20 protein-coding genes are annotated in these 23,904 nt (G+C 58.2%); 2 read left to right on the top strand and 18 right to left on the bottom strand.

The features are described 5' to 3' along the window. Positions 1-28: 28 nt before the first annotated feature. The 15 genes from EQV96_RS20095 to EQV96_RS20025 form a co-directional block, all read right to left on the bottom strand. Positions 29-1,414, bottom strand: a complete 1,386-nt coding sequence (locus EQV96_RS20095; RefSeq protein ID WP_095021128.1) for a sigma-54 dependent transcriptional regulator — start codon at positions 1,412-1,414, stop codon at positions 29-31. Between the two features lie 5 nt (positions 1,415-1,419). Beyond that, a complete protein-coding gene (locus tag EQV96_RS20090) occupies positions 1,420-2,538 on the bottom strand; it encodes an ATP-binding protein (RefSeq protein ID WP_095002616.1) in 1,119 nt (372 codons plus the stop codon). A gap of 207 nt (positions 2,539-2,745) precedes the next feature. Then, positions 2,746-4,227, bottom strand: a complete 1,482-nt coding sequence (locus tag EQV96_RS20085; RefSeq protein WP_095002617.1) for a sigma-54 dependent transcriptional regulator — start codon at positions 4,225-4,227, stop codon at positions 2,746-2,748. Between the two features lie 180 nt (positions 4,228-4,407). Continuing rightward, the gene (locus tag EQV96_RS20080; RefSeq protein ID WP_095002618.1) at positions 4,408-4,701 is read right to left on the bottom strand and encodes a flagellar protein FliT; all 294 of its coding nucleotides are present in this window, start codon (positions 4,699-4,701) and stop codon (positions 4,408-4,410) included. A 16-nt stretch (positions 4,702-4,717) separates the two neighbouring features. Next, complete coding sequence (gene fliS / locus EQV96_RS20075) at positions 4,718-5,107, bottom strand: flagellar export chaperone FliS (RefSeq protein ID WP_016781581.1); 390 nt, start codon at positions 5,105-5,107, stop codon at positions 4,718-4,720. 96 nt (positions 5,108-5,203) lie between these two features. Further along, the gene (fliD, locus tag EQV96_RS20070; RefSeq protein ID WP_240882293.1) at positions 5,204-6,565 is read right to left on the bottom strand and encodes a flagellar filament capping protein FliD; all 1,362 of its coding nucleotides are present in this window, start codon (positions 6,563-6,565) and stop codon (positions 5,204-5,206) included. Positions 6,566-6,720: 155 nt separating this feature from the next. After that, positions 6,721-8,424 (bottom strand): flagellin, encoded by a 1,704-nt coding sequence (locus EQV96_RS20065; protein WP_095025525.1) that lies wholly within the window; start codon positions 8,422-8,424, stop codon positions 6,721-6,723. Between the two features lie 359 nt (positions 8,425-8,783). After that, a complete protein-coding gene (locus EQV96_RS20060; protein ID WP_095002622.1) occupies positions 8,784-9,710 on the bottom strand; it encodes a ketoacyl-ACP synthase III in 927 nt (308 codons plus the stop codon). 334 nt (positions 9,711-10,044) lie between these two features. Beyond that, on the bottom strand, positions 10,045-11,625 hold the full coding sequence (locus EQV96_RS20055; RefSeq protein ID WP_240882292.1) for a flagellar hook-associated protein 3: 1,581 nt from the start codon (positions 11,623-11,625) through the stop codon (positions 10,045-10,047). 14 nt (positions 11,626-11,639) lie between these two features. Further along, on the bottom strand, positions 11,640-13,664 hold the full coding sequence (gene flgK / locus EQV96_RS20050; protein WP_095002624.1) for a flagellar hook-associated protein FlgK: 2,025 nt from the start codon (positions 13,662-13,664) through the stop codon (positions 11,640-11,642). 10 nt (positions 13,665-13,674) lie between these two features. After that, positions 13,675-14,931, bottom strand: a complete 1,257-nt coding sequence (gene flgJ / locus EQV96_RS20045) for a flagellar assembly peptidoglycan hydrolase FlgJ (protein WP_240882291.1) — start codon at positions 14,929-14,931, stop codon at positions 13,675-13,677. 10 nt (positions 14,932-14,941) lie between these two features. Beyond that, positions 14,942-16,051, bottom strand: coding sequence for a flagellar basal body P-ring protein FlgI (locus EQV96_RS20040; RefSeq protein WP_095002626.1), 1,110 nt, complete (start codon positions 16,049-16,051; stop codon positions 14,942-14,944). A gap of 14 nt (positions 16,052-16,065) precedes the next feature. Continuing rightward, positions 16,066-16,761, bottom strand: coding sequence for a flagellar basal body L-ring protein FlgH (gene flgH / locus EQV96_RS20035; RefSeq protein WP_095002627.1), 696 nt, complete (start codon positions 16,759-16,761; stop codon positions 16,066-16,068). A 24-nt stretch (positions 16,762-16,785) separates the two neighbouring features. Next, on the bottom strand, positions 16,786-17,571 hold the full coding sequence (gene flgG / locus EQV96_RS20030) for a flagellar basal-body rod protein FlgG (protein ID WP_095002628.1): 786 nt from the start codon (positions 17,569-17,571) through the stop codon (positions 16,786-16,788). Positions 17,572-17,616: 45 nt separating this feature from the next. Continuing rightward, a complete protein-coding gene (locus EQV96_RS20025; RefSeq protein WP_240882290.1) occupies positions 17,617-18,357 on the bottom strand; it encodes a flagellar basal body rod protein FlgF in 741 nt (246 codons plus the stop codon). A 341-nt stretch (positions 18,358-18,698) separates the two neighbouring features. On the opposite strand from EQV96_RS20025, the gene EQV96_RS20020 reads away from it, so the two are divergent. Continuing rightward, a complete protein-coding gene (locus EQV96_RS20020) occupies positions 18,699-18,902 on the top strand; it encodes a hypothetical protein (RefSeq protein ID WP_240882289.1) in 204 nt (67 codons plus the stop codon). A 13-nt stretch (positions 18,903-18,915) separates the two neighbouring features. On the opposite strand, the gene EQV96_RS20015 is transcribed toward EQV96_RS20020, so the two are convergent. The 3 genes from EQV96_RS20015 to EQV96_RS20005 all read right to left on the bottom strand — a co-directional run bounded on the left by EQV96_RS20015 (position 18,916) and on the right by EQV96_RS20005 (position 22,754). Further along, positions 18,916-19,188: a colicin immunity domain-containing protein gene (locus EQV96_RS20015; RefSeq protein WP_095021118.1), complete on the bottom strand. Its 273-nt coding sequence runs from the start codon at positions 19,186-19,188 to the stop codon at positions 18,916-18,918. Beyond that, positions 19,185-20,792, bottom strand: coding sequence for an S-type pyocin domain-containing protein (locus tag EQV96_RS23300; RefSeq protein ID WP_240882288.1), 1,608 nt, complete (start codon positions 20,790-20,792; stop codon positions 19,185-19,187). The genes EQV96_RS20015 and EQV96_RS23300 overlap by 4 nt, the downstream gene beginning before the upstream one ends. 399 nt (positions 20,793-21,191) lie before the next feature. Beyond that, on the bottom strand, positions 21,192-22,754 hold the full coding sequence (locus EQV96_RS20005; RefSeq protein ID WP_095018923.1) for a sigma-54-dependent transcriptional regulator: 1,563 nt from the start codon (positions 22,752-22,754) through the stop codon (positions 21,192-21,194). A 335-nt stretch (positions 22,755-23,089) separates the two neighbouring features. Here EQV96_RS20005 and phhA point away from each other — a divergent pair, with 335 nt between their 5' ends. Beyond that, a complete protein-coding gene (gene phhA / locus EQV96_RS20000) occupies positions 23,090-23,881 on the top strand; it encodes a phenylalanine 4-monooxygenase (protein WP_095002631.1) in 792 nt (263 codons plus the stop codon). The last annotated feature ends 23 nt before the right edge of the window (positions 23,882-23,904 follow it).

Raw genomic sequence — 23,904 nt, 5'->3', positions numbered from 1 at the left:
CCGCTCCCACAGGGGTTTAGTGACGTTCTCAGGTTGCCGCAAACAAATAAGCCTCAACATCCATCCCCGCATCACGCATTTGCGCCAGCTTGTAGCGCAAGGTGCGCGGGCTGATGCCCAGACGCTCGGAAGCTTCCTTGCGTCGCCCGCGCTCGGCACGCAAGGTGTCGATAATCATCTGAAACTCACGCCGGCGCAGATCATCGCCCAAGCCGCCCGCCGACTCCACAACTTCCACCGCCAGCGGCTCAGGGCGCGTCAATGGCGGCAAAGGTGCACAGGCCACAGGCCCGGCCAGGCAAAAATCTGCCGCCTCGATCAAGCCGCGCTGCTGCAAGATCAGCGCCCGCTGAATCGCGTTATCCAGTTCGCGCACGTTGCCCGGCCACGGGTATGCACTCAGGCACGCCTTGGCATCGGGCGAAAACCCTACAGCAGTGTGCTTCATTTTGCTGATGTGTTTGGCCAGCAGCCGCTCTGCCAGCGGCAGGATATCGGCGATGCGCTCACGCAGCGGCCTCCAGGCCAGGGGGAATACCGAAAGGCGGTAGTACAGATCTTCGCGAAAACGCCCCGCTGCCACCTCCCCCGCCAGGTCGCGGTTGGTGGTGGCGACAACACGGATATCCAGCGCAACCGGCTTGCGCCCGCCCACCCGTTCAACTTCGCGCTCTTGCAATACGCGCAGCAGCTTGGCCTGCAAACCCAAGGGCATTTCGGAAATTTCATCCAGCAGCAAGGTGCCGCCATCAGCCTGCTCGAACTTGCCGGCCTGGGCGGCAATGGCGCCGGTGAAGGCGCCTTTTTCATGACCAAACAGGGTCGCCTCGAGCATATTGTCGGGGATCGCCGCACAATTGATCGCCACAAACGGCCGATCCACCCGATGGGAATGCTGGTGGATATAACGGGCCAGCACCTCTTTGCCAGTGCCCGACTCGCCCGAGATCAGTACCGTGGCATCACTGCGCGCCACCCGTGCCGCCAGCTCCAGCAACTGTGCGCTGGCCGGTTCCACCGCCACCGGCCCTTCGCTGTCGGCCACGCCGAGGCTGCCCAGAGCATGGCGGGCCACCAGATCGAGCAAGGCTTTGGGCTCGAACGGCTTGACCAGATAATCCACCGCCCCTTCACGCATGGCATCCACCGCCCGCTCTACGGCACCGTGAGCCGTCATCAGCAGCACCGGCAATTGCGGCTGGCAGGCGCGCAGGCGGGCCAGCAACTGATGGCCATCCATACCGGGCATATTGACGTCACTGATCACCAGGCTGAACGGCTCCAGCATCACCGCAGCCAGGGCTTCTTCCCCCGAACAGACGGCGCGAAAACCGTGACCTGCCAGCAACAGTGTGTCTGCCAGGGCCTCACGCAACGCATGGTCGTCCTCAACCAACAGCACGTTAATTCGCATCACCATCAGTTTGCCTCCGCTACAACGGGAATCAGCGGCAAGCTGAGCAAGGCACAGGTGCCACGCCCCAGCCGCGAACGTAATTGCAATTGCCCCTGGTGCGCACGCACCACGGCATTGACCACCGCGAGGCCCAGACCTGTACCAGTGGCCTTGGTGGTGAAAAACGGCTCGCCCAGGCGCGCCAGCACTTGCGGCTCAATGCCACTGCCGTTGTCGCTGACACACACCCTTAAACTGTTGTCGCGGCGATACAGATGCACCTTGAGCCGCACCTGTGGCGTACCGGCCTGCAGGGCGTTTTCGATCAGGTTGAGCAGCGCGCCGACCAGGGTATCGCGATTGCACAGCAACTGCCCCGTGTAGGCATCGCACTGCCAGCGGATCGCCACACCCTGCACATGGGTTTGCGCGGCGGCTTGCAGGGCCTGCATCAATACTTTGGGGGTGACCCTGTCCGTAAGCGGCAGTTCGCCACGCGCAAATACCAGCATGTCGCGCACCTGATGTTCCAGCTCGTGCAGGCGCTCCTTGAGACGCCCGGCGAAGCGCTGCTGGGTTTCCACCGGCAGCGCCTGCTCGGTGAGATGACTGGCGTAGATCAGCGCGGCCGACAACGGCGTACGAATCTGGTGTGCCAGGGAAGCAACCATGCGCCCCAGAGACGACAGGCGCTCATGGCGGGCGAGCTGGTCTTGCAGGCGCCGGGTTTCTGTCAGGTCATTGAGCAACACCAGTTGCCCGGGCTCAGGGTCAAGCGAACGGGTGGCAATCGACAGGCGCCGACCGTCCTTGAGCGATACTTCGTGGCCGTCGTCTTCCCGAGGTGCAAAACAGCGGGCAATCACATGGCGCCACAACTCGCCTTCCAGCGGCAGGCCCAACAGCTCGCAGGCTGCGGGGTTGGCCTCGCGCACGCGACCACGATCATCAATCACGATGATCCCGCCTGGGAGCAGATCGAGCAGGTGTTGCAAGCGATTGGCCAGCCGCTCTTTCTCTGCAAGCTCGGCCATGCGCTGCGCACTGACCACTGCCAGCTCGCCGGTCAGCTCCGAGACGCGGGCTTCCAGCAAACTGTAGGGATCGGGGGCCGAGGACAACTGGACGGCGGCTTGAGGCATGGGGCGTACTCGCTGGGCTGACCGTCATAAAACGGTCCGTTACACCAAGCGAAGCAATACCCGTGCCTGAATAGCTAACACAAGCGAACCGCTATGCCAGCCCCGGCTTATGTGGGAGCGGGCTTGCTCGCGATTTGGGCGCCTCGCAGTGTCAGGAATAACGCGGTGATGCTATCGCGAGCAAGCCCGCTCCCACAAAGTCACGCGTCAATCATCCGCCTGCTCTTCACCTTCGCGACGGCTCATGCCGTACTTGCGCATTTTTTCCACCAGGGTGGTACGACGAATCCGCAGACGCTCTGCCGCCCGCGCAACGATGCCGTTGGCGTCATCCAGTGCCTGCTGGATCAAACCCTGCTCCAGCCCGCCCAGGTAGTCCTTGAGGTCCAGCCCTTCGGGCGGCAGCATCGCATTGGCACTGGCCACGAAGTCAGTCGTGGCATTGTTGATCGCCACGCGCTCTTCCATATCGCTGCGCAGGCTGTCGACCAGTTGCTCGTCCTCGTCATCCACGTAGCGGAATTTTTTCGGCAGCTCAACAACGCCAATCACCCCGTACGGATGCATGATCGCCATGCGCTCCACCAGATTGGCCAGTTCGCGGACGTTACCCGGCCATGCATGACGGCACAACGACATGATGGCGGCGGAATTGAAGCGGATCGAACCGCGTTTTTCGTGCTCCATGCGCGAAATCAGCTCGTTCATCAGCAACGGAATATCTTCGACCCGCTCACGCAGCGGTGCCATTTCAATCGGGAATACGTTGAGGCGGTAGTACAGGTCTTCGCGGAAGGCGCCGACTTCAATCATGCTTTCAAGGTTTTTGTGGGTGGCGGCAATGATCCGCACATCGGCACACTGGGTCTTGTTGCTGCCCACACGCTCAAATGTACGTTCCTGCAACACACGTAACAGCTTGACCTGCATCGGCAGCGGCATATCGCCGATTTCGTCGAGGAACAGCGTGCCGCCATTGGCCAGTTCAAAACGCCCGGCACGACTGGTGATGGCCCCGGTAAAGGCGCCCTTCTCATGGCCAAACAGCTCGCTTTCGAGCAGCTCGGCAGGAATCGCCCCACAGTTGACCGGCACAAACGGCGCATCGCGACGCTTGGAATGGTAATGCAGATTGCGCGCCACCACTTCCTTGCCGGTGCCGGACTCACCGAGGATCAGCACGCTGGCATCGGTATCGGCCACTTGCTGCATCATCTGGCGCACATGCTGGATCGCCCGGCTGGTACCGACCAGGCTGCGGAACAGGTTGGGCTCACGATGACGGCCGCGCTCGCGGGCCTGGTCATACATCTCGCGATAGACCTGGGCACGGTGCAGGGAATCAAGCAATTTGCTGTAGCTGGGGGGCATTTCGAGGCTGGACAACACCCGGCGGCGCTGGTCTTCAGGCAGGTCGAGAGAAGAAACTTCACCTAAAAGCATGATCGGCAGGAACTCATCCCACGCGGCCAGTGTCTTAAGCAGTCCTGATAGGCCACCGGCAGTACTCACGGTGCCGACCAGCACGCAAAGCACTTCGCGACTGGACGGCAAGGCACTGACAGCCTGCTCCCATTCGTGGCTGGGGCTGGTCAGATTTTCTTCGCCAAGAAAATTCAGGATCACCGCCAAATCACGGCGGCGGACGCTATCGTCATCGATCAGCAGGATTTTGGTTTCACGCCACATGCAATAGCAACTTCCCTAGTCAACTCAATGCCCCGGATGGCAGGACATATGTAGACGTCCTAACCCTGTTGGATATCTAAGACGACTGAATACAGAATAACGTGCTAGTTAAGTCAAAAAACTGTGCCGAGTCAAATTTATGGCGGTTTAAAACGCAATTAACCACATATTCTTTAGGCCTTAACCGAATAGATGGTAAACCTTTGACGCATTTTTTGCTTGGTTGATCTGCCCCATCTGCTCAACGACTGCCTGGCGCTCATCAGTAGCCGCCTCCAGCAACATGCGATACACCACCAATAACCCCTCCAGATTTTCGCGCAAAACAGCCTCGTCCAGTGGCGCTTCGTCCAGCACATTCTCGACACACACCCGACAGGCCGAATCCAGCTCGCCGATGGCATCCCAGTTGCGCTCGGCCAGGGCATCAATCAGCGCTTCGCGGGTTTCCTGAATACGTTGCAGTTGGCTCATGACGCACTCCTCTGGCTTATTGCGGGGCGATGGCATCCCAACCACTTTTTACAGTGATCAGCAGGCGCGCCACTTCATCGATGATTTCCGGGTCGTTCTTGGCATTGGCCAGGGTCAGGCGCACGGCCATGTACTCGTACAGGCTGTCCAGTTGCTCCAGCGCGGCCTTGTCATCGGTCTTTTCTTCATCCAGGCCCTGACGCAGGCCGGTGATGATATCGATGGCCTTGGTAATCAGCATGGCCTTCTGCGGGATATCACCACGGCTCATCGCGCCCTTGGCCTGGGCCATACGGTCCAGACCGCCTTCCATCAACATCTGAATCAGACGATGGGGGCTGGCTTCGGAGATTTGAGCGTGGGAATTAACCTTCTGATACTGACGAAGGGCGCGCATCGGGTTCATGTTCTTACCTCATTACGGTGTCAGGCAAAAATGCTTGGTTCTTGATCTTTTTATCGACTGCAGCGCCCAAAGCTTTAGCGGCCAGGGCGCGGCAAATCAGTCGGATTTAGGGTTATTCAAGGAATTGAGCGTGGTCATGATGCTGGAACTGCTGGCGTTGATTTTGGCGATCAAACCATCCATGGCCGTGTACTTGGCAGTCAGGGTGGTTTTCATCGACTCCATGCGCCGGTCCAGGTCCGCCTGCTGGGTGGTCAGGTCGGTGAGCTTGGTGTTCAGGTCCGTGGCGCGAGTGGCCAGCAAACCCGAGCTGCCGACATAACTCTCGGTGGCCTTGGTCATGCGCGTGATCAGACCGGTGTCACCGGTAAACACCTTAGCAATCTCGATCGCGCCATTGGGGGTTGCCACCGCCGCTTTCCACTTGGTGTCATCGAGGGTCAGCAGGCCGGTTTTCTGGTCGGTGCTGATGCCCATTTGCGCCAGGTTACCAACACTCGAAGTCCCGGAGTTTTGCAATAACTCGCCGCGCAGGCCGTTGACCAGCTGGCGCATCGACGCATCACCGGTCAGGGCGCCCGAGGTGGTGGTTGCCGCGTCACCGGTGGCGGTGACCTTGGTCTGGGTATTGATGCTGGTCAGCAGCGCATTGTAGGCCGTGACAAACGACTGCACCGAGGTCTTCAGGGTGTCGGTATTGGAGGCCACGGTGATGGTGGAGGCCTTGGTATCGAGCAACTCCAGGGTCACGCCACTGATGGCCGAAGTGATCTTGTTGCTCGACGACTCCATCGCAATGTCATCGATGGTGTATTCGGCATTCACCGGCGGTTTACCGGCGCTATAGCCAGTGGCCAGCTCCGAGTCACCGCTGATGGTGATATCGGTGCCCTTGCCCGTGGTCTGAGAGCCGATCACCAGGCGCGAGCCGTTGGCGTCAGTCAGCACGTTGGCGCTGATGCCCTTGGACTGCAGCTGGGTGTTGATGGCGTCACGGGTCTGCTGCATGGTCGCGCCAGCCGGGATCTTGACGTCATAGCTGTCACCGGACTGGGAGATGGTCAGGGTCTGGTCTTGCTCACTGGAGTTGACCGACGCCGACGCGCCGCCTTCAAACACCTTGCTGGTGATTTTGGAAGAGGTCGCCAACTGAGTGACGTTCAGCGCGTACTTGCCGCTGGACGCTTTGTCATCGATGGTGACCTTGGAAATTTTCTCGTCCGTGGACGAAGCGGTCAAACCGTTGAAACTGGAAACGCTGTTGAGCTTGGCAATGGCTGTGCGATAGCTTTCCAGCGAAGCCTTCACCGTGCCCACGGCGGACAGCTGAATGGTGGTGTCTTTTTGTTGCGCAGTAATCTGGCTTTGCTTGGGTGCTTTTTCAGCATCAACCAAGGCTTTCACAATCCCGATGGTGTCAAAACCCGAACCGACGCCGGTAATCGTAGAACTGGCCATCTGTATTCTCCTTGTCCGGTGGCTACCGCTTTATTGACGAAGCAAGTGCCAAGACTGCAGGCAGCTTCACAATTCGTGCCACCTTCAAGCAGTAAATGCTGAAAAAACAAAAGGGCACGTAAACGCGCCCTTTTGTTCTCAACCCAGCGCTGAAATTACTGAAGCAGTTTCATTACAGCGGAAGGCAGCTGGTTAGCCTGGGACAGGATCGCGGTGGATGCCTGTTGCAGGGTTTGCTGCTTGGTCAGCTCGGCGGCTTCGGATGCGAAGTCAGTATCCTGAACACGACCCAGTGCAGCGGTGGAGTTCTCGGAAATGCTCTGCAGGTTGGCCACGGTGCTGGTGAAACGGTTTTGTACGGCACCCAGGGCGGAACGTTGGGTGTCGATCTGCTGGATCGCGTCAGCCAGAGCCTGGACGGTACGCTGGGAGTCAGCGGCGGACAGGATGCTCAGGTCGGATACGGTGGTTTCTACGGTGGTGGCCGCTGTTGTACCTGTACCTGCTGCGGAGTTGGTCAAACCCAACGCTGTCAGGCCAGTACCTGCGCTGCCGTCCTTAACAGTGATGTCCTTGTTGGAGAACAGTTTCAAGGTACCATCAGTGTTTTTACTAGCTGTTACGCCCGTGCTTGCACTGTTGATAGAGGAGACGATGGTGTCAGTAGTATCACCCTTCTTGAACTTAACTTCGACACCATTCAGCTCGATCGAGGTATCTGCTTTCAACTTAGCTTGCGACGTTCCAGCCGACAGCCCCAATTGAGCCAAAGAACCACCATCTGTGTTGGACAGCTTAATGTCCTTACCGTCACCGGAAGTGAGCGTGATACGGCCATCTTTATATGTTGCCGTCGCTCCTGTCCCCGCTTCGGCTGCAATGTCGGCTAGAACGTCAGAAACTTTATCAGTTTCCGTCCATGTCACCGAAGCACCGTTAACAGAAATAGCACCAGCAGCACCAGTTACAGGAGACTGCGTACCAGCTGTTAACTTGAGACTGGCCAAACCATCAGTAGGGTTGCCTGCTGCAGCACTAGCTTCAAGCTTGATATCGCCCTTCGCGGATAAGGTTATCTTGCCAGTATCATCAGCAGTAGCAGTAACACCAGTTTCAGCTGTTTTGGCATTAATAGCTGTCAGAGCTGCAGCAGAAGCGGCAGCACCCGCATCAGCAGCTGTCAATGAGATTTCAACGCCGTTGAGCCTGAATTTGTCAGTGACAAGTGTCGCGCCAGCATCTGCAGTACCTACTGAAGTCGTAGCTGCAAAACCCAAAGTCGTACCAGTTGTAGTAGCACTCAAACCCTTCAACGCAGTACCACTTGTAGTAGCTTCGCTGTAAGAACCCTTCAAACCAGTAGCGCTGATATCGGTCATGCCGAACGAAATGGTCTGGTTGGCATCAGCACCGACCTGGAAAGACTGGTTGGTGAACGAACCGTCCAGGATGTTACGACCACCGTAGGTAGTGGTTTGTGCGATACGGGTCAGTTCACCGGTTTTCGCAGTAAATTCTTGTTGCAGGGACGCACGGTCGGCGTCGCTTTTATCACCGTTCGCGGACTGCAGGGCCAGTTCACGCAAACGTTGCAGAATGTTGGTCGACTCTTGCATCGCGCCCTCAGCAGTCTGTGCAATCGACGAGCCGTTGTTGGCGTTGGCGATGGCAACGGTCATGCCTTTGGTCTGGGAAGTCAGACGGTTGGCGATCTGCATGCCGGCAGCGTCGTCTTTGGCGCTGTTGATTTTCAGGCCGGAGGACAGACGGGTCATCGAGGTGCTCAACGAGTCGCCGGCTTTGTTCAGGTTCTTCTGAACGGTCTGGGACGTGACGTTAGTGTTTACTGATAAAGCCATGACGAAATCCTCATTGGATGAATACTGCGGCTTCCGGCCCTGGCAACCGCCGGGTGTGGCCTAGAGAACCTTCGTAATGGTTATCGTCGTAAACGCAGGTTGCTTGAGGTTTATTTTGATTTTTTTTGCAGGCAAGGGGGCCATGCCTTGTAATTCAGGGGGTTAGCGGGGCGATGAGCTGCCGGGCACCCCCCAGTGTGGGAGCGGGTTTGCTCGCGATTCGGGCGACGCGGTGCTTCAGGCAAACCAGGGTGATGCCATCGCGAGCAAGCCCGCTCCCACAGTTTCAATCAGCCCTGCCAGAAAGCAAAACGCCCATGGCTTTAGGGCCACGGGCGTTTTGTGTTTCAACGTAATGCTTACGGGCGATAGATAATCGCCGAGCCCCACGACAGGCCCACACCAAAGCCGCTCAGCGCCACCCGCTTCCAGGTGGCATCCATCACGTGCTTTTCCAGCAGCAGCGGAATGCTCGAGGACACGGTGTTGCCGGTCTCGACCATATCCTTGATAAATTTCTCCGGCTCGCCTTCAAAGCGACGGGCCACGGCGTCAACGATGGCCGCACTGCCCTGGTGGATGCAGAATGCGTCAATGTCCTTGGAGGTCAGCTCGGACTCTTCCAGCAACTCGTTCAAGTGCGCAGGCACTTTGAGCAGCGCGAAGTTGAACACCTGGCGGCCATTCATAAAGAACACACCATCACTGACTTTCAGATGCGGCGCACCGGAACCGTCGGTGCCGAACTTGGCCTTGCCCAGCTGCCAGGGAGCGTCTTCGCCCATCCAGGTAGCGGTGGCGGCGTCGCCGAACAGCATGGTGGTGTTGCGGTCTTCCGGGTCAACGATTTTCGAGTACGGGTCGGCCGTCACCAGCAGACCGTTCTTCAGGCCCGCGGCCTCCATAAAGCCTTTCATCGCGTAGATACCGTAGACATAACCCGAGCAGCCCAGGGAGATATCAAAGGCGGCAACGTGGGTCGGCAGACCGAGCTTGTCCTGGACAATGGCCGCGGTGTGCGGCAGGCCTTCAGCGTCGCCGTTCTGGGTAACGACGATCAACGCGTCGATGGATTCGCGTTTAAGCTGAGGATTGTTGATAAACAGTGCGTTGACTGCCTCAACACACAGGTCGGAGGTTTCCTGGTCAGCGTCTTTGCGCGGCAGAAACGCCGAACCGATCTTGCCCAGAATGAATTCTTCGTCTTTGGAGAACTTCGCGCCCTGCGCGTAGTTGTCTACACCGCTTGCTGGCACGTAACTGGCGATGCTTTTAATGCCAATCATTGTGGCTTCCCAATACTAAATAGCTGGAGATCACCCGCTCACATAATCGAGGGGCGCTGACAATAAAAGGGCTTGTGTGGGTGCGTAAAAATAAACAAAACAGCCCGAAAAAGGCCCGGCACCCGCCCGTACGTTTCACACGATACAGTGAAGATGCCCGTTATGACTCATAGGTCACGCTATTTTGTGCGGTTTTATACAAAACATTACAGCCAGAAAGGCGATTTTGTGGGAGCGGGCTTGCCCGCGATGGCAGCAACACGGTATCACCGGCATACCGTGTCGCCTGCATCGCGGGCAAGCCCGCTCCCACATCACCCCCCTGCACCGCTGTTTAGAGCTGGTTGAACAGGCTCAGCTGGGAGATTTTCACGAACGCCAGTTGCGAGGCTTCAAGCATGGCTTTCTGGAACGCCAGTTCGATGGACGCCCCCGCCATGTCGGTGTTGCCGATCGCCGCCGTGGTGGAGTCGTTGGCCAGGCCCAGGCTGATATTTTCATCCGCCTGAATATCCACCGCCTTCAGGCGCGCACCAATCGAGCCGCGGGCGCTGTCAACGCCGGCACTGGCGTTTTTCAGGTTGCCGATCGCGGAGTTGATCGCGTCCTTTTGCGTTTGCTGGGCCAGCGGGTCTTTGTCGCTGGGGATTTCCAGGGCCTTGCGTAACTGGCTGATGGTATCCAGCGCGTTCTGGCTCTGGTGGTTGTTGCGGTTGACGACAAACTGGTCGCCCGCCTGCGGTGCTCCAGCGAAGTCGAACTTGATCCCGAGCGCACCACCATCAACAGTGCCCTGGGCAATCGACTTGCTGTCGGCGCTCAGCGGCTGGGCATAGACTTCGTATTCAGTGGCGCTGGTGAATTTGATCACCGCGCCATTGCTCGGAAAGCTGTCGCCATAGGCCTGGGCGTCGGTCACCGTGGAATTGGTAATCTGCGCCGTCGAACCGTTGCCCGGCGTGCGCGAGGTATTGATGGTGTCCGCCTTGGCCTCAAGCGTAAAGCTGCGCCCCGCCACCAACGCATCCCGCTCAGCCGCTGGTACGTCCTTGAGATTGGGGGTGATATCGAACGACACGCCGCGCAGGCTGATGCTCTGCGAGCCATCCTTGGTCGGGTCGAACACCCCGTTGCCCGCCACCTGCGAGGTCAGGTCATTGCCGTCACGGTCAGTCAGGGTGTACTCGGTGCTGCTGCTGAATTTCAGCTTATAGGGCTGGCCTTCGGCGAAACTCTTGTTGAACACCGCGCTTGACGTGACCAGACCGGCAGACACCGAGAGCTTGCCGTCATTGACGGTCGGCTCGCCATTGGCATCCACGCCGGGCACAAAAGTCGCCTGGGTACGCCCGGTGTTGGTCGCGCCTTCCATGATGCTCCTGGCCGTGTCGCTGCTGGCCAGGGTCAGGGTGTCGGAAACCTTGAGGTTGAGCTGGGTATCGTCGCCCTGATAGCTGTAGGTGCCATCATTGTTGCGGGTGTATGGCGGGGTGTCGGTTTTGGAGCCGGAGAACATATAGTTACCCGAGGCGTCCTTGCTGTTGAGCAGGCTGAACACCTGTTCTTCAATGCTGCCCAGTTCGTTGGCGATGGCCAGGCGATCGGCATCGCTTTTACCGCTGCCTGCGCCCAGAGCCAGTTCACTGGCTTTTTGCAATGAGTTATTGATGCTGTCGAGCACCGCTTCCTGGGCACCCAGCGACGACTTGATGCTGTTCATATTGGTGCTGTACTGCGCCAGCATGTCTTTTTGCTGCTGCAATTGCAGCAGGCGCGCCGCACCTACCGGGTCATCGGCAGCGGTCTGGATGCGCACGCCGGAGTCGATCTGGCTCTGGGTCTTGATCACCGACGAGAAGTTGTTCTGGTAGGTGGCACTGGTCGATTCAAAAAACTGCGAAGTTGAAATACGCATCGTCGCGGGCTCCCTTAAAGACTGTTGATCAGCGTGCTGAAGGTTGCTTGCGCCGCTTTGATGATCTGCGACGAGGCGGTGTAGTACTGCTGGAACTTGACCAGGTTGGAGGCTTCTTCGTCCAGGTTGACCTGGGATACCGAGTTGCGCACCTCTTTGGCGTAGGCCAAAGCCGCGCCATTGGCGGTGCCGTCGACCGCCGCCTGGCTGGCTTTACCGCCCACCTTGGATACCAACTGACTGTAGGAAGTAGCCATGCTGACGCCGCCAGTGCCGTCCTTGCCTACGCCCACTGTGGCCTTGGTTTGCAGGCCCAGCAGTTCGTTGGCGTTGCGGTTGTCGGCCTTGCCGTCCTTGTTGAACTTGATATCGAAGCTGTCACCCTTGCCCGGCGAACCGCTGATCACCGTGTCGAACCCCACGTTTGTAGTGGTGCCGTCCGCGTTGGTCACGGGCACATTGATCGTGACCTTGTTGTCCTGGCCCGGCACGATGCTGCCCTTGCCGATTTCCTTGCCGGCCTCGTTCAGTACCCGGTAGCTCTGGGTGCCATCCGCGCTGGCTTCGTCAAAGGCAATGCGCACCGGCATGGCGCCTTCAATATCGCTTTGCGCTTTGCCCAGATTGACGCCGCCGTAGATATCCAGCGCTGACGACAGATTGAGGCTACCCACTGCCCCCGTACCGGTATTGGAGCTGCCCGGGCCAGCCACCAGCGGCCCGGCAAATGCCAATTTATTGGCATCGCTCATTTGCACGCCGATATTGCCTGCACCACTGCGGGTGGGGCTGACCTTGAACGCGTCGCCAGCGGTCATCGGGCCGCCCTTGAGGTCCAGGGTGAAGCCGTCAATGACCTTGGCCGGGGTGTCGGTGGTAGCGAACGCCCCCATATCGGTGCCGTCGGAGCGCTTGACCGAGTACTCGGTGGCGCTGGTGAACGTGACCTGATAGTCGTAGGCGGTCAGCGCGCCGCTGTCAGCGATGCTGACATTGAAGTTGCCTGCGCCAATATTTCCGGTCGCCGCCTGGCTGCGCTGGCTGATGGCCGTGGCACTGTTGATGCTGTTGAACAACGACGAGCCGAACTCGCCATTGGCATCCAGGCCCTGGCCCAGCTGCTGGTTGATCGCATCGGCGACCACAATGGCTGTACGGCCCAAATCGTTCATCGCCGGGGCCAGCACATCGTCGCGGTAACGCAGCAGGCCGCCGATCTTGCCGCCACTGATCACCGAGGTCACATCCGAACTCGATTGCTGGAAGTTGACCTGGATGCTGTATTGGCTTTTATCGACCTTGCCCGGCACCGCCGAAATCGTGTTCGAGGTGCTGCCCTGCACCAGCGATTGGCCGGTACCCAGGGTAATATCGTAGACGTTGTCGTGCTCCTGAACCGTCACCCCGACCAGCTCGTTGAGGCTGCGCACGGCTTCGTTACGCGCATCCAGCAGGTTGTTCGGCGTATTGCCAGCCGTGGTGGCCTGGGCGATCTGCTTGTTCAGCGAAGCAATGGTGGCTGTGTGCTGGTTGACCATCGAGGTGAGGGTGTCCAGCTGGCTGTTGATGCCCTCGTTCTGCTGGTTGAGCTGGGTCGAAATCGAGTTGAAGCGGTTGCTTAGGGTTTGCGCACTGGTCAGCAACAACTGCCGCGCGGACACATCACCGGGCGCCGCGGCGGCAGTTTGCAATGAGCTGAAAAAGCTGCTCAGGGCTGCCGATACGCCCGTGTTTTTATCCGACAGCAGTTTGTCGACCGTGCCGATCTGGTCGAGATAAGCCTGGGCATCGCCATTGAGCGAGGTGGTGGTTTGCAACTGGGCGTCGAGGTAGGAATTGTACACGCGGCGCACGTCGGCCAGGGTGGTGCCGGTGCCGATAAACACCCCGCCCACCTGTTGCGACGCGGCGCTGCCCTGGACGATCTGCTGACGCGAATAGCCCGAGGTATTGGCGTTGGCAATGTTGTTGCCGACTGTCGCCAATGCGCCCTGACTGGCGTTGAGCCCCGACATCCCGATGTTGATCAAACTCGCCATGGTTCAAACCTTATAAATTCGTGAGAGAACCCGTCGAGGCGTAGCTCTGGTAGGTTTTCATTTGCTTGGCTATCTGCGAAATCTTGCTCGCGTACTCAGGGTCGGTCGCATAACCGGCCTTCTGCAATTCGCGTACAAACTGCTCCGGTTTATCGGCCGCATTGAGCACTTCTTTATAACGATTGTTGCTCTGCAACAGCGTCACCAGATCATGGAAGCTGTCCTGATAGGAATCGTAGGAACGGAATTCCGCTGTCTCCTTGACCATCTGCCCGCCCCTGAACTCGCTGGTGATGGCCCGCGCCTGGGCGCCCTGCCAACTGCCGGTGGCCTTGATGCCGAACAGGTTGTGACTGCTGCTGCCATCTTGCTGGCGCATCACCGACTTGCCCCAGCCGGTTTCCAGTGCGGCTTGCGCCACCAGGTACAGCGGGTCGACGCCGATGCGGTCGGCGGCCTGTTGCGCCATCGGCAACATGGTGGCGACAAACGCATCCGGCGACTCGAAGGCCTGTTTGGCCGGGGCCAGCGGCGGCTGCGCCACGGCACGACCGTAAACCTGCATGCGCCCGTGCACGCCACTGGCACTGAGCATCGGCTGGCGGCTGCCCTTGAGCACGGCATCCAGCCCCGGCGAAGTGCGCCCCGGCACGGCGGCGGTATTGAGCGTGGAACGCGCCGGATCGGCCGATGGCACGATCCCGGCCAGCAAGCGGTCAGTCAGCTTGCTCGGCAACGCCAGACGGCGCTGATTGAGCAGGGCCATGTCATTCTGATGGCCGCCGCCGGCTGCCTGCGGCGTAATGGCGACCCGCGAAGCCCACAATGGACGCTGACCACTGGAGCGCACAAAAGGGCTGTCGACGGTGGTGGCGGCCGGGGCTTTGGCTTCGGCAGTCAGCGCCGTGGTCGCCGCAGCCTCCCCCGGCACCGCAGCTTTGTTTTTCGACATCTGGCGCATCAACACATCGGCCAGGCCGATACCACCGCCCTGCCGGGACAGGGTCACGGACAATTGCTGGTCGTACATTTCCTGATACTGCTTGGCCGCCGGGGTGTTGAGCGGGTTGTCCTTGCCCAGCACTTCGTTGGCCGAGCGCATCGACTTGAGCATTTCGTTGAGAAACAGCGACTCGAATTCCTGGGCAACTTTGCGCATATTGCCGTCGCTTTCGCGGTCGCCGACTTTCAGATTGTTCAGCCGATTCAGGTCGGTGAACGCCCCGGAATCGCTGCCACTGACTACTCCACTCTTACGCATATCCATGACGTCGACCTCAGATCACGATCAGGTCGGCTTGCAGCGCGCCGGCCTGTTTCAGCGCTTCGAGAATCGCCATCAAGTCCCCTGGCGCTGCGCCGACCTGGTTTACCGCCCGCACGATTTCGTCGAGGGTGGTGCCCGGGCCGAACTTGAACATCGGCTTGGCTTCCTGCTGGGCATTCAGTCGCGAACGCGGCACCACGGCGGTCTCGCCGTTGGACAGCGGGCCGGGCTGGCTGACAATCGGGTCTTCGGTGATGGTCACGGTCAGGCTACCGTGGGTCACTGCGGCGGGCGAAACCTTGACGTTCTGGCCAATCACGATGGTGCCGGTGCGCGAGTTGATGATGACCTTGGCCACCGCCTGCCCCGGATCGACTTCGAGGTTTTCCAGGATCGACAGATAGTCGACCCGCTGGCTCGGGTCCAGTGGTGCGGTCACGCGAACCGAGCCGCCATCGATGGCCTGCGCCACACCGGGGCCGAGCAGGTCATTGATCTTGTCGACGATACGCTTGGCGGTGGTGAAGTCCGAGCGATTGAGGTTCAGGGTCAGGCTGTTGCCCTGGTTGAAACCGCTGGGTACGGCCCGCTCAACCGATGCGCCACCCGGAATACGCCCGGCCGACGGCACGTTGACGGTGATTTTCGAGCCGTCGCGGCCTTCGGCATCGAAACCGCCGACCACCAGATTGCCCTGGGCCACCGCATACACATTGCCATCAATGCCTTTAAGCGGTGTCAGCAGCAGCGTACCGCCGCGCAGGCTTTTGGAGTTGCCGATGGAGGAAACGGTGATATCGATCACCTGCCCCGGCTTGGCGAATGCCGGCAAATCGGCGCTGATGGACACCGCCGCAACGTTTTTCAGCTGCACATTGCCCGAACCCGGCGGTACCTTGATGCCAAACTGCGACAGCATGTTATTGAACGTCTGCAGGGTAAACGGGGTTTGTGTGGTCTGGTCACCCGTACCATTCAAGCCCACCACCAGGCCATAACCAATCAATTGGTTGGAACGCACGCCGGAAATGCTGGCGATGTCTTTCAACCGCTCGGCGTGGGCGCCCAGGGAGGTCGACAACAGCAACACGGCTGCCAGCAGATGCTTGAGGTTGGGCATGGTGAGCTTCATCACTAAAAGGGAAACAGCGGGCTAAGGAAGAAACGGTCAAACCAGCCCGGCTGGCTCGCATCGGCAAAAGAACCGGTGCCCGAGTAGGTGATGCGCGCATCGGCCACACGGGTCGAAGACACAGTGTTGTCAGTGGCAATGTCATCGGCCCGTACCAGGCCGGCAATGCGTACCAGCTCGTCGCCGGTGTTAAGGGTCATCCACTTTTCACCGCGCACGGCGATGATGCCGTTGGGCAGCACGTCGGCCACGGTCACGGTGATCGAGCCGGTCAGGCTGTTGCCCTGCCCGGCCTTGCTGTCGCCCTTGGTGGCACGGCTGCCGCTGTAACCGGCATTGAGGCTCAGGTCACCCCCGCCCAGCGGGTTGTTGGTGGTCAGGCCGCTGCCGAACAACGAGGTCAGGCCGATGCTGGTGTTGCTGTTTTTACCGATCGCCGAGTTGGCGTTTTTACTCGCCTGGGTCTTCTCATTAAGGGTAATGGTAATGATGTCGCCGATGCGGTACGCCTTGCGGTCGCTGTACAGGTTCTGCTCGAAACCGGCCTGGTAAATCGAGCCGTTGTTGGCGGCAGCCGGCAGCGGCGTACGCGGCAGCACAGGTGCGTAGTACGGGTCGTTGGCCCGCGGTGGCGGGCTGACGCAGCCGGCCAGCAAGGTGATGGCGCCCAGTGCCAGAACAGAAAACAAGCGCTTCATGAGCTCTCCCGCTATTTCACGTAATTACAGGTTTTGCGTGACGAACGACAACATCTGGTCAGCGGTCGAGATCACTTTGGAGTTCATCTCGTAGGCGCGCTGGGTGGTGATCATATTGACCATTTCTTCCACGGTGCTGACGTTCGAGGTCTCGAGCATGCTTTGCATGGTCAGGCCAAAGCCGTTCAGGCCCGGGGTGCCGATTTGCGGCGCACCGCTGGAGGCGGTTTCCAGGAACAGGTTGCCGCCCTGGGACTGCAAGCCGGCCGGGTTGATAAAGTCGGCGGTCTGCACGTTGCCGATCACTTGCGCCGCCGGGTTGCCGGAAATGGTCACCGATACGGTGCCGTCCTGGCCGACGGTGAAGGTCTGGGCATCGGCCGGCACCACAATCGCCGGTTCCAGGGCAAAGCCGTTAGCGGTGACGATCTGGCCATTGGAGTCCAGATGGAAAGTACCGTCACGGGTGTAGGCCGTTGTTCCGTCGGGCTGCATGATCTGGAAAAAACCACGGCCGTTGATGGCCATGTCCAGCGGCTGCTCAGTGGTTTGCAGGCTACCGGCAGTGAAGTTCTTTTGCGTGCCGACAATACGTACCCCGGTGCCCACTTGCAGGCCCGATGGCAGTTCGCTGTCCTGGGTCGACTGTGCACCTGGCTGGCGCTTGATCTGGTAGAGCAAGTCCTGGAACTCGGCGCGATCACGCTTGAAGCCGGTGGTCGAGACGTTGGCCAGGTTGTTGGAAATGGTGGTCAGGTTGGTGTCTTGTGCAGCCAAACCCGTTTTTGCAACCCACAGTGCCGGAAGCATGGTGCTCTCCTCGCGCGCCGGTTTTTCGGCGCCACGTTCAAGTAATTAGCTGATGGACAGGACGCGAGTCATGGCCTGATCGTCTTCTTTGGCGGTGTTCATCATTTTGATATGCAGCTCGAACTGCTTGGACAAAGCCAGCACCGAGGTCATTTCATCCACGGCATTGACGTTGCTCGCCTGCAGAAAACCCGAGGTCACCCGCACATTGGCATCGGCCGGGGCCGGCTGACCGTCATTGGTGTGGATCAGGCCGTCGAGGCCCTTGCTCATGGTTTTCAGGTCCGGCTGGACCAGCTTGATGCGGTCCACTTGCGCCATCACCCGCGGGCCTTCGCCCTGGGCGCGAATGCTGATGGTGCCGTCTTCGCCGACTTCGATCTGCTGCTGGGGCGGCACCGCGATCGGCCCGCCGTTGCCCATGATCGGCATGCCGTTGCCGGCACGCAGGATGCCCAGGGCATCCACGTTCATGCTGGCGGTGCGCACATAGGCCTCACTGCCGTCGGGGGCCTGCACCGCCAGCCAGCCGTCGCCGGACACAGCCACATCGAGATCGCGGCCGGTCTCGACCAGGGCACCTAGGCTGAAATCGGTGGCTGGGCGCTCGGTCAAGGCAAAGGCACGCGCCGGAAAGCTGTCACCAAACACCGGCATCGAGCGGGCCTGTTCCAGGTCACGCTGAAACCCGTTGGTCGAGATGTTCGCCAGATTGTTGGCATGCGCCTTCTGCGCCAGTGCGTTCTGACTGGCGCCGGTCATTGCCACATAAAGGTACTTGTCCACAGTCTTTCCTCTGTCTGACGGACGCTTGCCGCCCACCGCTGTACTGAAGAGGTCATTGCAATTTGCGCACCAACTTTATTTTGACGCGCTGCGGCGCGGGTTTGCGCAGGGATGAGGGAAGATTCGGTGCGAGGAGACGGCGGGGTTCTGCCGGTTGCGGCAAGGGCTGGCCTGGGTAGTGGCCGTCGAGGGCCCTCACCCCAAGCTGATTTCTGGCGTTGCGAAGATCTGCTTTTGCCTTTGGTTCCCTCTCCCTCCAGGACAGGGTTGCCACCTTTTGCAGCACCAACCAACAGGCCAACCCGGGTAGCGACTTCATCCAAAACGGATTCGGGGCGTAGATGTTCGCAAGCATGTGCAACCTCATTTCTGATGAGGCTGGGCGGCGCCCGATAAGTTTCAAAAATGATGGCAAGAGGCAAAATAAACCCGTTTTAGGCGGGGATTTTCAGGGTTTTTTACGAAATCAAAAAGGGGATGTCGGCAAACAGGCTTTACTGAACGGACTCAAAAAAGCCCAGACGGGCTGGGCTTTTCAAGCCTAACTATTGAGTAGATTCAGGCCAGCTTGAATTTACTCAAGGTTGCTTTGACCTCAGCTCTCAAACCAGCTTCATCTAGCTCACTTTTTCTGCGATCTAGATCAGGGTTGTAGCAGTCTGCCAGGATGAAAATGGTCGATGCACATTCAGAGACGCTTGCATTGTCGTCCTTGAGTTTGTTTGCATCACGCTCTGCGCTCCACTTAGCGATATATGGATCGGCAAAAGCATTTGCAGACAAGCCGCCGTCAGCGAATTTCTTGGCAAGCTGGATAAGCTCAAGACTCATTGCAGAACTCCTTTCTCAATGTAGTTTTTAAATTGTGGGGTAGCTGGGTCAAGCTTCCAACCCGACACAAATTTACCATCGCCACCAATGATAACGACATTGTTTGTTCTTTTGTTGAAAAAAACAGTTGAGTCTGTTTCTCTCTGATATGTCCCATGGGGAGAGGTATCGACATCAGCAAGATGCTCATTAACAGCATCCCTGAACTTGCTCAGCGTCTCGATGTTTTTACGGGTATCAGTTACCCCAAAACTATTAGCATGCTTGAACTTTTTATCCAATTGTTTGCGTGAGAATTTTCCGGAATCTAGCGATTCGCTGAAAACCGCATAAATTGGAGGCAGACCCGAACCGGCTGGAAAGCAATAGATACAGTCTTGAATATCTAGCTGATCCACTGCCGGTAGTTCTTCCGCCTTAATCTCAAGTGGAGTGAGAGTCACACCAGTGTATACCGGCACGGCCACAGGTTTAGCTGGAGTAGAAGTCGAACTGTTGCCTGGAGTCGCAATAGGAAAGACCAGCGTGCGAGACGGGGTATCAGCCGTGGTGAACGTATAGGCGTTCAGGCTGGCGTTAAATGTTAATGCCCGAACAGGCACCTTCGCAGATACACCACCGCTGGATGTGGTCGCTACAACGGAGTACTTATGCTGCTCCCCGTAGACCCGGTACGGCACATCAACACTGCCTCCGGAAGAAGCAACAGCCAACAAGTTCACAGGAAGGCTAGGCGCAATAGATTTAGCGGGAACCGTCATCATCGTTGACGGATGGAGGTCACCGTTGCCCAGTTGAGGTGAATACACCAACAGCCCAATACCGACGCCAGTTACACGGTCTAAAGCTACACTGCCAATTCCCCTCAATGCTTGGATACCAGCTTGAAGGGCTGCATCGAGAGTCATTTTAGAGCCAGCTGTTATTGCAATTGAGCCCGCCGCCACTCCCATTTCAGCTTTATCAGTTAATACTGGAAGCGTGAATGTGTTCGCTTTCTTGATAGCTTCCGTTTGCGCAGCAGCTACCAGGGCTATTTGTTCGGAAAGAAACTTCGCCATTTGATCCATTATCAAGGCTTGATAGTGAGCTTCATGAGACTTTATCCACAACTGGACCATGGCTCCGTAACCACCTTCACCGCGAGCGTAACTGGTTCTATACGCAGGATGGTAGGGTACGTCACGAGTAGTAGGTTCTGCACCGTTGTAAGCCAGCGATAATTTCTTTTCAACATCACGCCGAGCGATTGCCTGATTATAGAGGTTCTGTAGGATAGACTTAATTCGCGCAAAGCTATCAACTGGGTTTTTAGTCGGAGCCAACAACTCCGATTCCAAACGAGCTACTTCGTCAGTTACGGTTTTCGGTAAAGCCTGAAGGCTTTTCTCATATGCAGCCACAATGCGTTTTCTGGCATTAGATTCATAACGATGTACCGACGTGAAAGCCTGGCGCTGTGCTGGATCTGGACCTGAAATATGTGCATAAGTGTAACCACTTAGCCAAGACCCCATTCCCATTCCACCACCACCGCCACCGCCACCGCCACCGCCTGGATTCATAGGGCGACCACTTGTCACAACAATATTTTTCTCAGTCACAACGATATCCTTTTCATTCTGAGCTTTATCAATAACTCGGGTAGAAATTACCCATACCTAGCGTTATAAACTTCTCCGAAGCCATCAGTCCTACAAGGGCGTTTGGGTATCAGAGACAGCGGGACAAACACTCATAATACTGTGCATAGATACAGCTTTGATGCCAAGCCATTTTATGCGCTTATGCATAAAATGGCTTGCGCAGTTGTGTAAGCACCCGTAAAAACGCCTGCGTTATGTCTCATGCGGTTCACGACAAGGGGGCCGTCTAACCGCACTTCTACTCACTGTTCGCTGTCACTGCTCAGATATTTGCAGTGTCCACACCAATGTATTTATTGGTCCCTAATGAAGTAGCTTCCTTTCATGCTTTATGTGAGGGGCTTTTGGCGTTAGCCGTTAGTCCTTGCCCGGCTTAATAATGTCGTGCTCGCGCAGTTTGTTGGCGATGGTGGTATGGGACACCCCCAATCGCTTGCCCAGCAATCGGCTACTCGGGTGCTCGGAATACAGCTGTTCCAATACTGCCTTTTCGAACCGCCCGACAATCTGCTCCAGCCCGCCTTCCAGCGAGAACTCGCCCAGGGGCTGACGCACGCCGTAATCCGGCAGGCGGATATGCTCAGCCTTGACCACCCCGCCATCACACAGCGACACCGCCTGAAACAGCACGTTCTCCAACTGGCGCACGTTGCCCGGCCAGTGGTAGTGGCTCAAACGATCCATTGCCGCTGGCGCCAGGCGCGGCAGCGAGCAACCGATCTGGCGACTGGCCTGATCGAGGAAATGCTCCACCAGCGGTTCCAGCCCGTCCAGGCAATCGCGCAGCGGCGGAATATGCAGCGATAGCACGTTGAGCCGGTGATACAGATCCTGGCGAAACTCGCCACGGGCGCACAGCTCGGACAGGTCGACCTGGGTGGCGCACATCACCCGCACATCCAGATACACCTCTTCATCACTGCCAACCCGGCGAAAGCAACCATCCTGCAAGAAGCGCAGCAATTTGACCTGCAAGCGCGGGCTCATTTCACCCACGCCATCGAGAAACAACGTACCTCCTGCTGTCAGCTCCAGCAGGCCGAGCTTGCCTTCCGCCCGCGCCCCTTCAAAGGCACCGGGGCCGTAGCCGAACAGTTCGGTTTCAGCCATCGACTCAGGTAAGCCGGCGCAGTTCAGCGCCATCAATGGCGACTGGCCACGAGGGCTGGCCAGATGGCAGGCCCGGGCCAGCAGTTCCTTACCGGTGCCGGTTTCACCTTCTATTAATAGCGGCGCATCCAGCGGTGCCATTCGCCGCGCTTCGCGCACCACCGCGGCCATGACTTTCGAGCTTTGGAAAATACTGTCGAAGCCGCGCAGCTCCTGCTTGCGCACATTGTAGATTTGCTCGCCCACACGGTCGGCGCGGTGCAGGGTCAGCACGGCCCCGGCCATCGCCTCGCTTTCGTCGTGTTCCAGTTGCAGCGGGGCGATATCGGCCAGGTACACCAGGCCCTTGATCTTGACCCGCAAGCCATTGATCCGCGACTTGTTGGCCCGCACCAGTTCGGGCAGGTCGAAGTCTTCGGCGTAGCGTGACAGGGAAATCCCCGGCACTTCATCCACCCGCACCCCGAGCAACTGTGCCGCCGCGCGGTTGGCCGCAACAATGCAACCGCCCATATCGATAGACAGCACCGGAAATTCCAGCGCCCCGAGCAAGGCGTTAAGCTCCATATGCCGGCGCTCGCTGGGCATCAAGCCCACACGCTTGACGCCAAACACCCCGGGGATGGTTTCAAACTTCGGACGCAAGGCCTGAAATTGCAGATTAATCAGATTGGGGCAGTACAGATAAATCGCATTGCCCTGATCACCCCCGACCTCGCCGCGCTTGACGTTGATGCCGTAGGCCACCAGCAGGTTGAGAATGTCGCGAAGGATGCCAATCCGGTTTTGGCAGTGGACTTTGATACGCATGGGCAGGGCTCGGGAATAACTAACAATGGATGTCCTATGTGGGAGCGAGCCTGCTCGCGAAGGCTCAAAGAGCGCCATTCGCGAGCAGGCTCGCTCCCACAGGGAGGTTTTCCGGCTTCAGAGGCATTTCATCGTCACGATTTTGTGACAGTTGTGCTGTCGCACAGTCAAGAATGACAGCCTGCCCCTCACATCGTAACGAATACTTTACGAATAAGCGCCATCATCCCAGCATTACTGGCTTTAGGCTAGCTGCACATGACAATCACATGGGGTATCACTAAGGCATCGCAACAACACCGAATAATAAAAACGATTTCCTTGCGGAGAGCCCCATGAAGCAAACGAAATACGTCGCCCGTGAGCCTGATGCCAATGGCTTTATCGACTACACACCTGCCGAGCACGGGGTGTGGAACACGCTGATTACCCGTCAGCTGAAACTGCTGGAAGGCCGAGCCTGCCCCGAGTACATGCAAGGCATCGAAAAGCTGGGCCTGCCCCACGACCGCATCCCGCAACTCGATGAGATCAATCAGGTACTGGGCGCTACCACAGGCTGGCAAGTTGCCCGGGTACCCGCACTGATCCCCTTCCAGACCTTCTTCGAGTTGCTGGCCAACAAGCAGTTTCCAGTGGCCACCTTTATTCGTACTCCCGAAGAACTCGATTACCTGCAAGAGCCGGATATTTTCCATGAGATTTTCGGCCACTGCCCGCTGCTGACCAACCCGTGGTTCGCCGAATTCACCCACACCTACGGCAAGCTGGGCCTGCAGGCGAGCAAAGAACAACGGGTGTATCTGGCACGCCTGTACTGGATGACCATCGAGTTCGGCCTGGTCGACACGCCGGAAGGCAAACGCATTTACGGTGGCGGGATTCTGTCGTCGCCGAAAGAAACGGTTTACAGCCTGTCTTCAGAGCCGGAACATCAGGCTTTCGATCCGCTGGAAGCCATGCGCACGCCTTATCGCATCGATATTCTGCAGCCGCTGTATTTTGTCCTGCCGGACTTGAAGCGACTGTTTGACCTGGCCCATGAAGACATCATGGGCATGGTCGAAAAAGGCATGACAATGGGCCTGCACGCGCCGAAGTTCACGCCCAAGCCGAAAGCGGCTTAACCTTTTTTAGTCATCAATAAAAA

This window comes from Pseudomonas sp. TMW22080 (assembly GCF_022496745.1).
GTDB lineage: Bacteria > Pseudomonadota > Gammaproteobacteria > Pseudomonadales > Pseudomonadaceae > Aquipseudomonas > Aquipseudomonas bubulae.
This window is presented reverse-complemented; position numbering and strand designations above follow the sequence as displayed.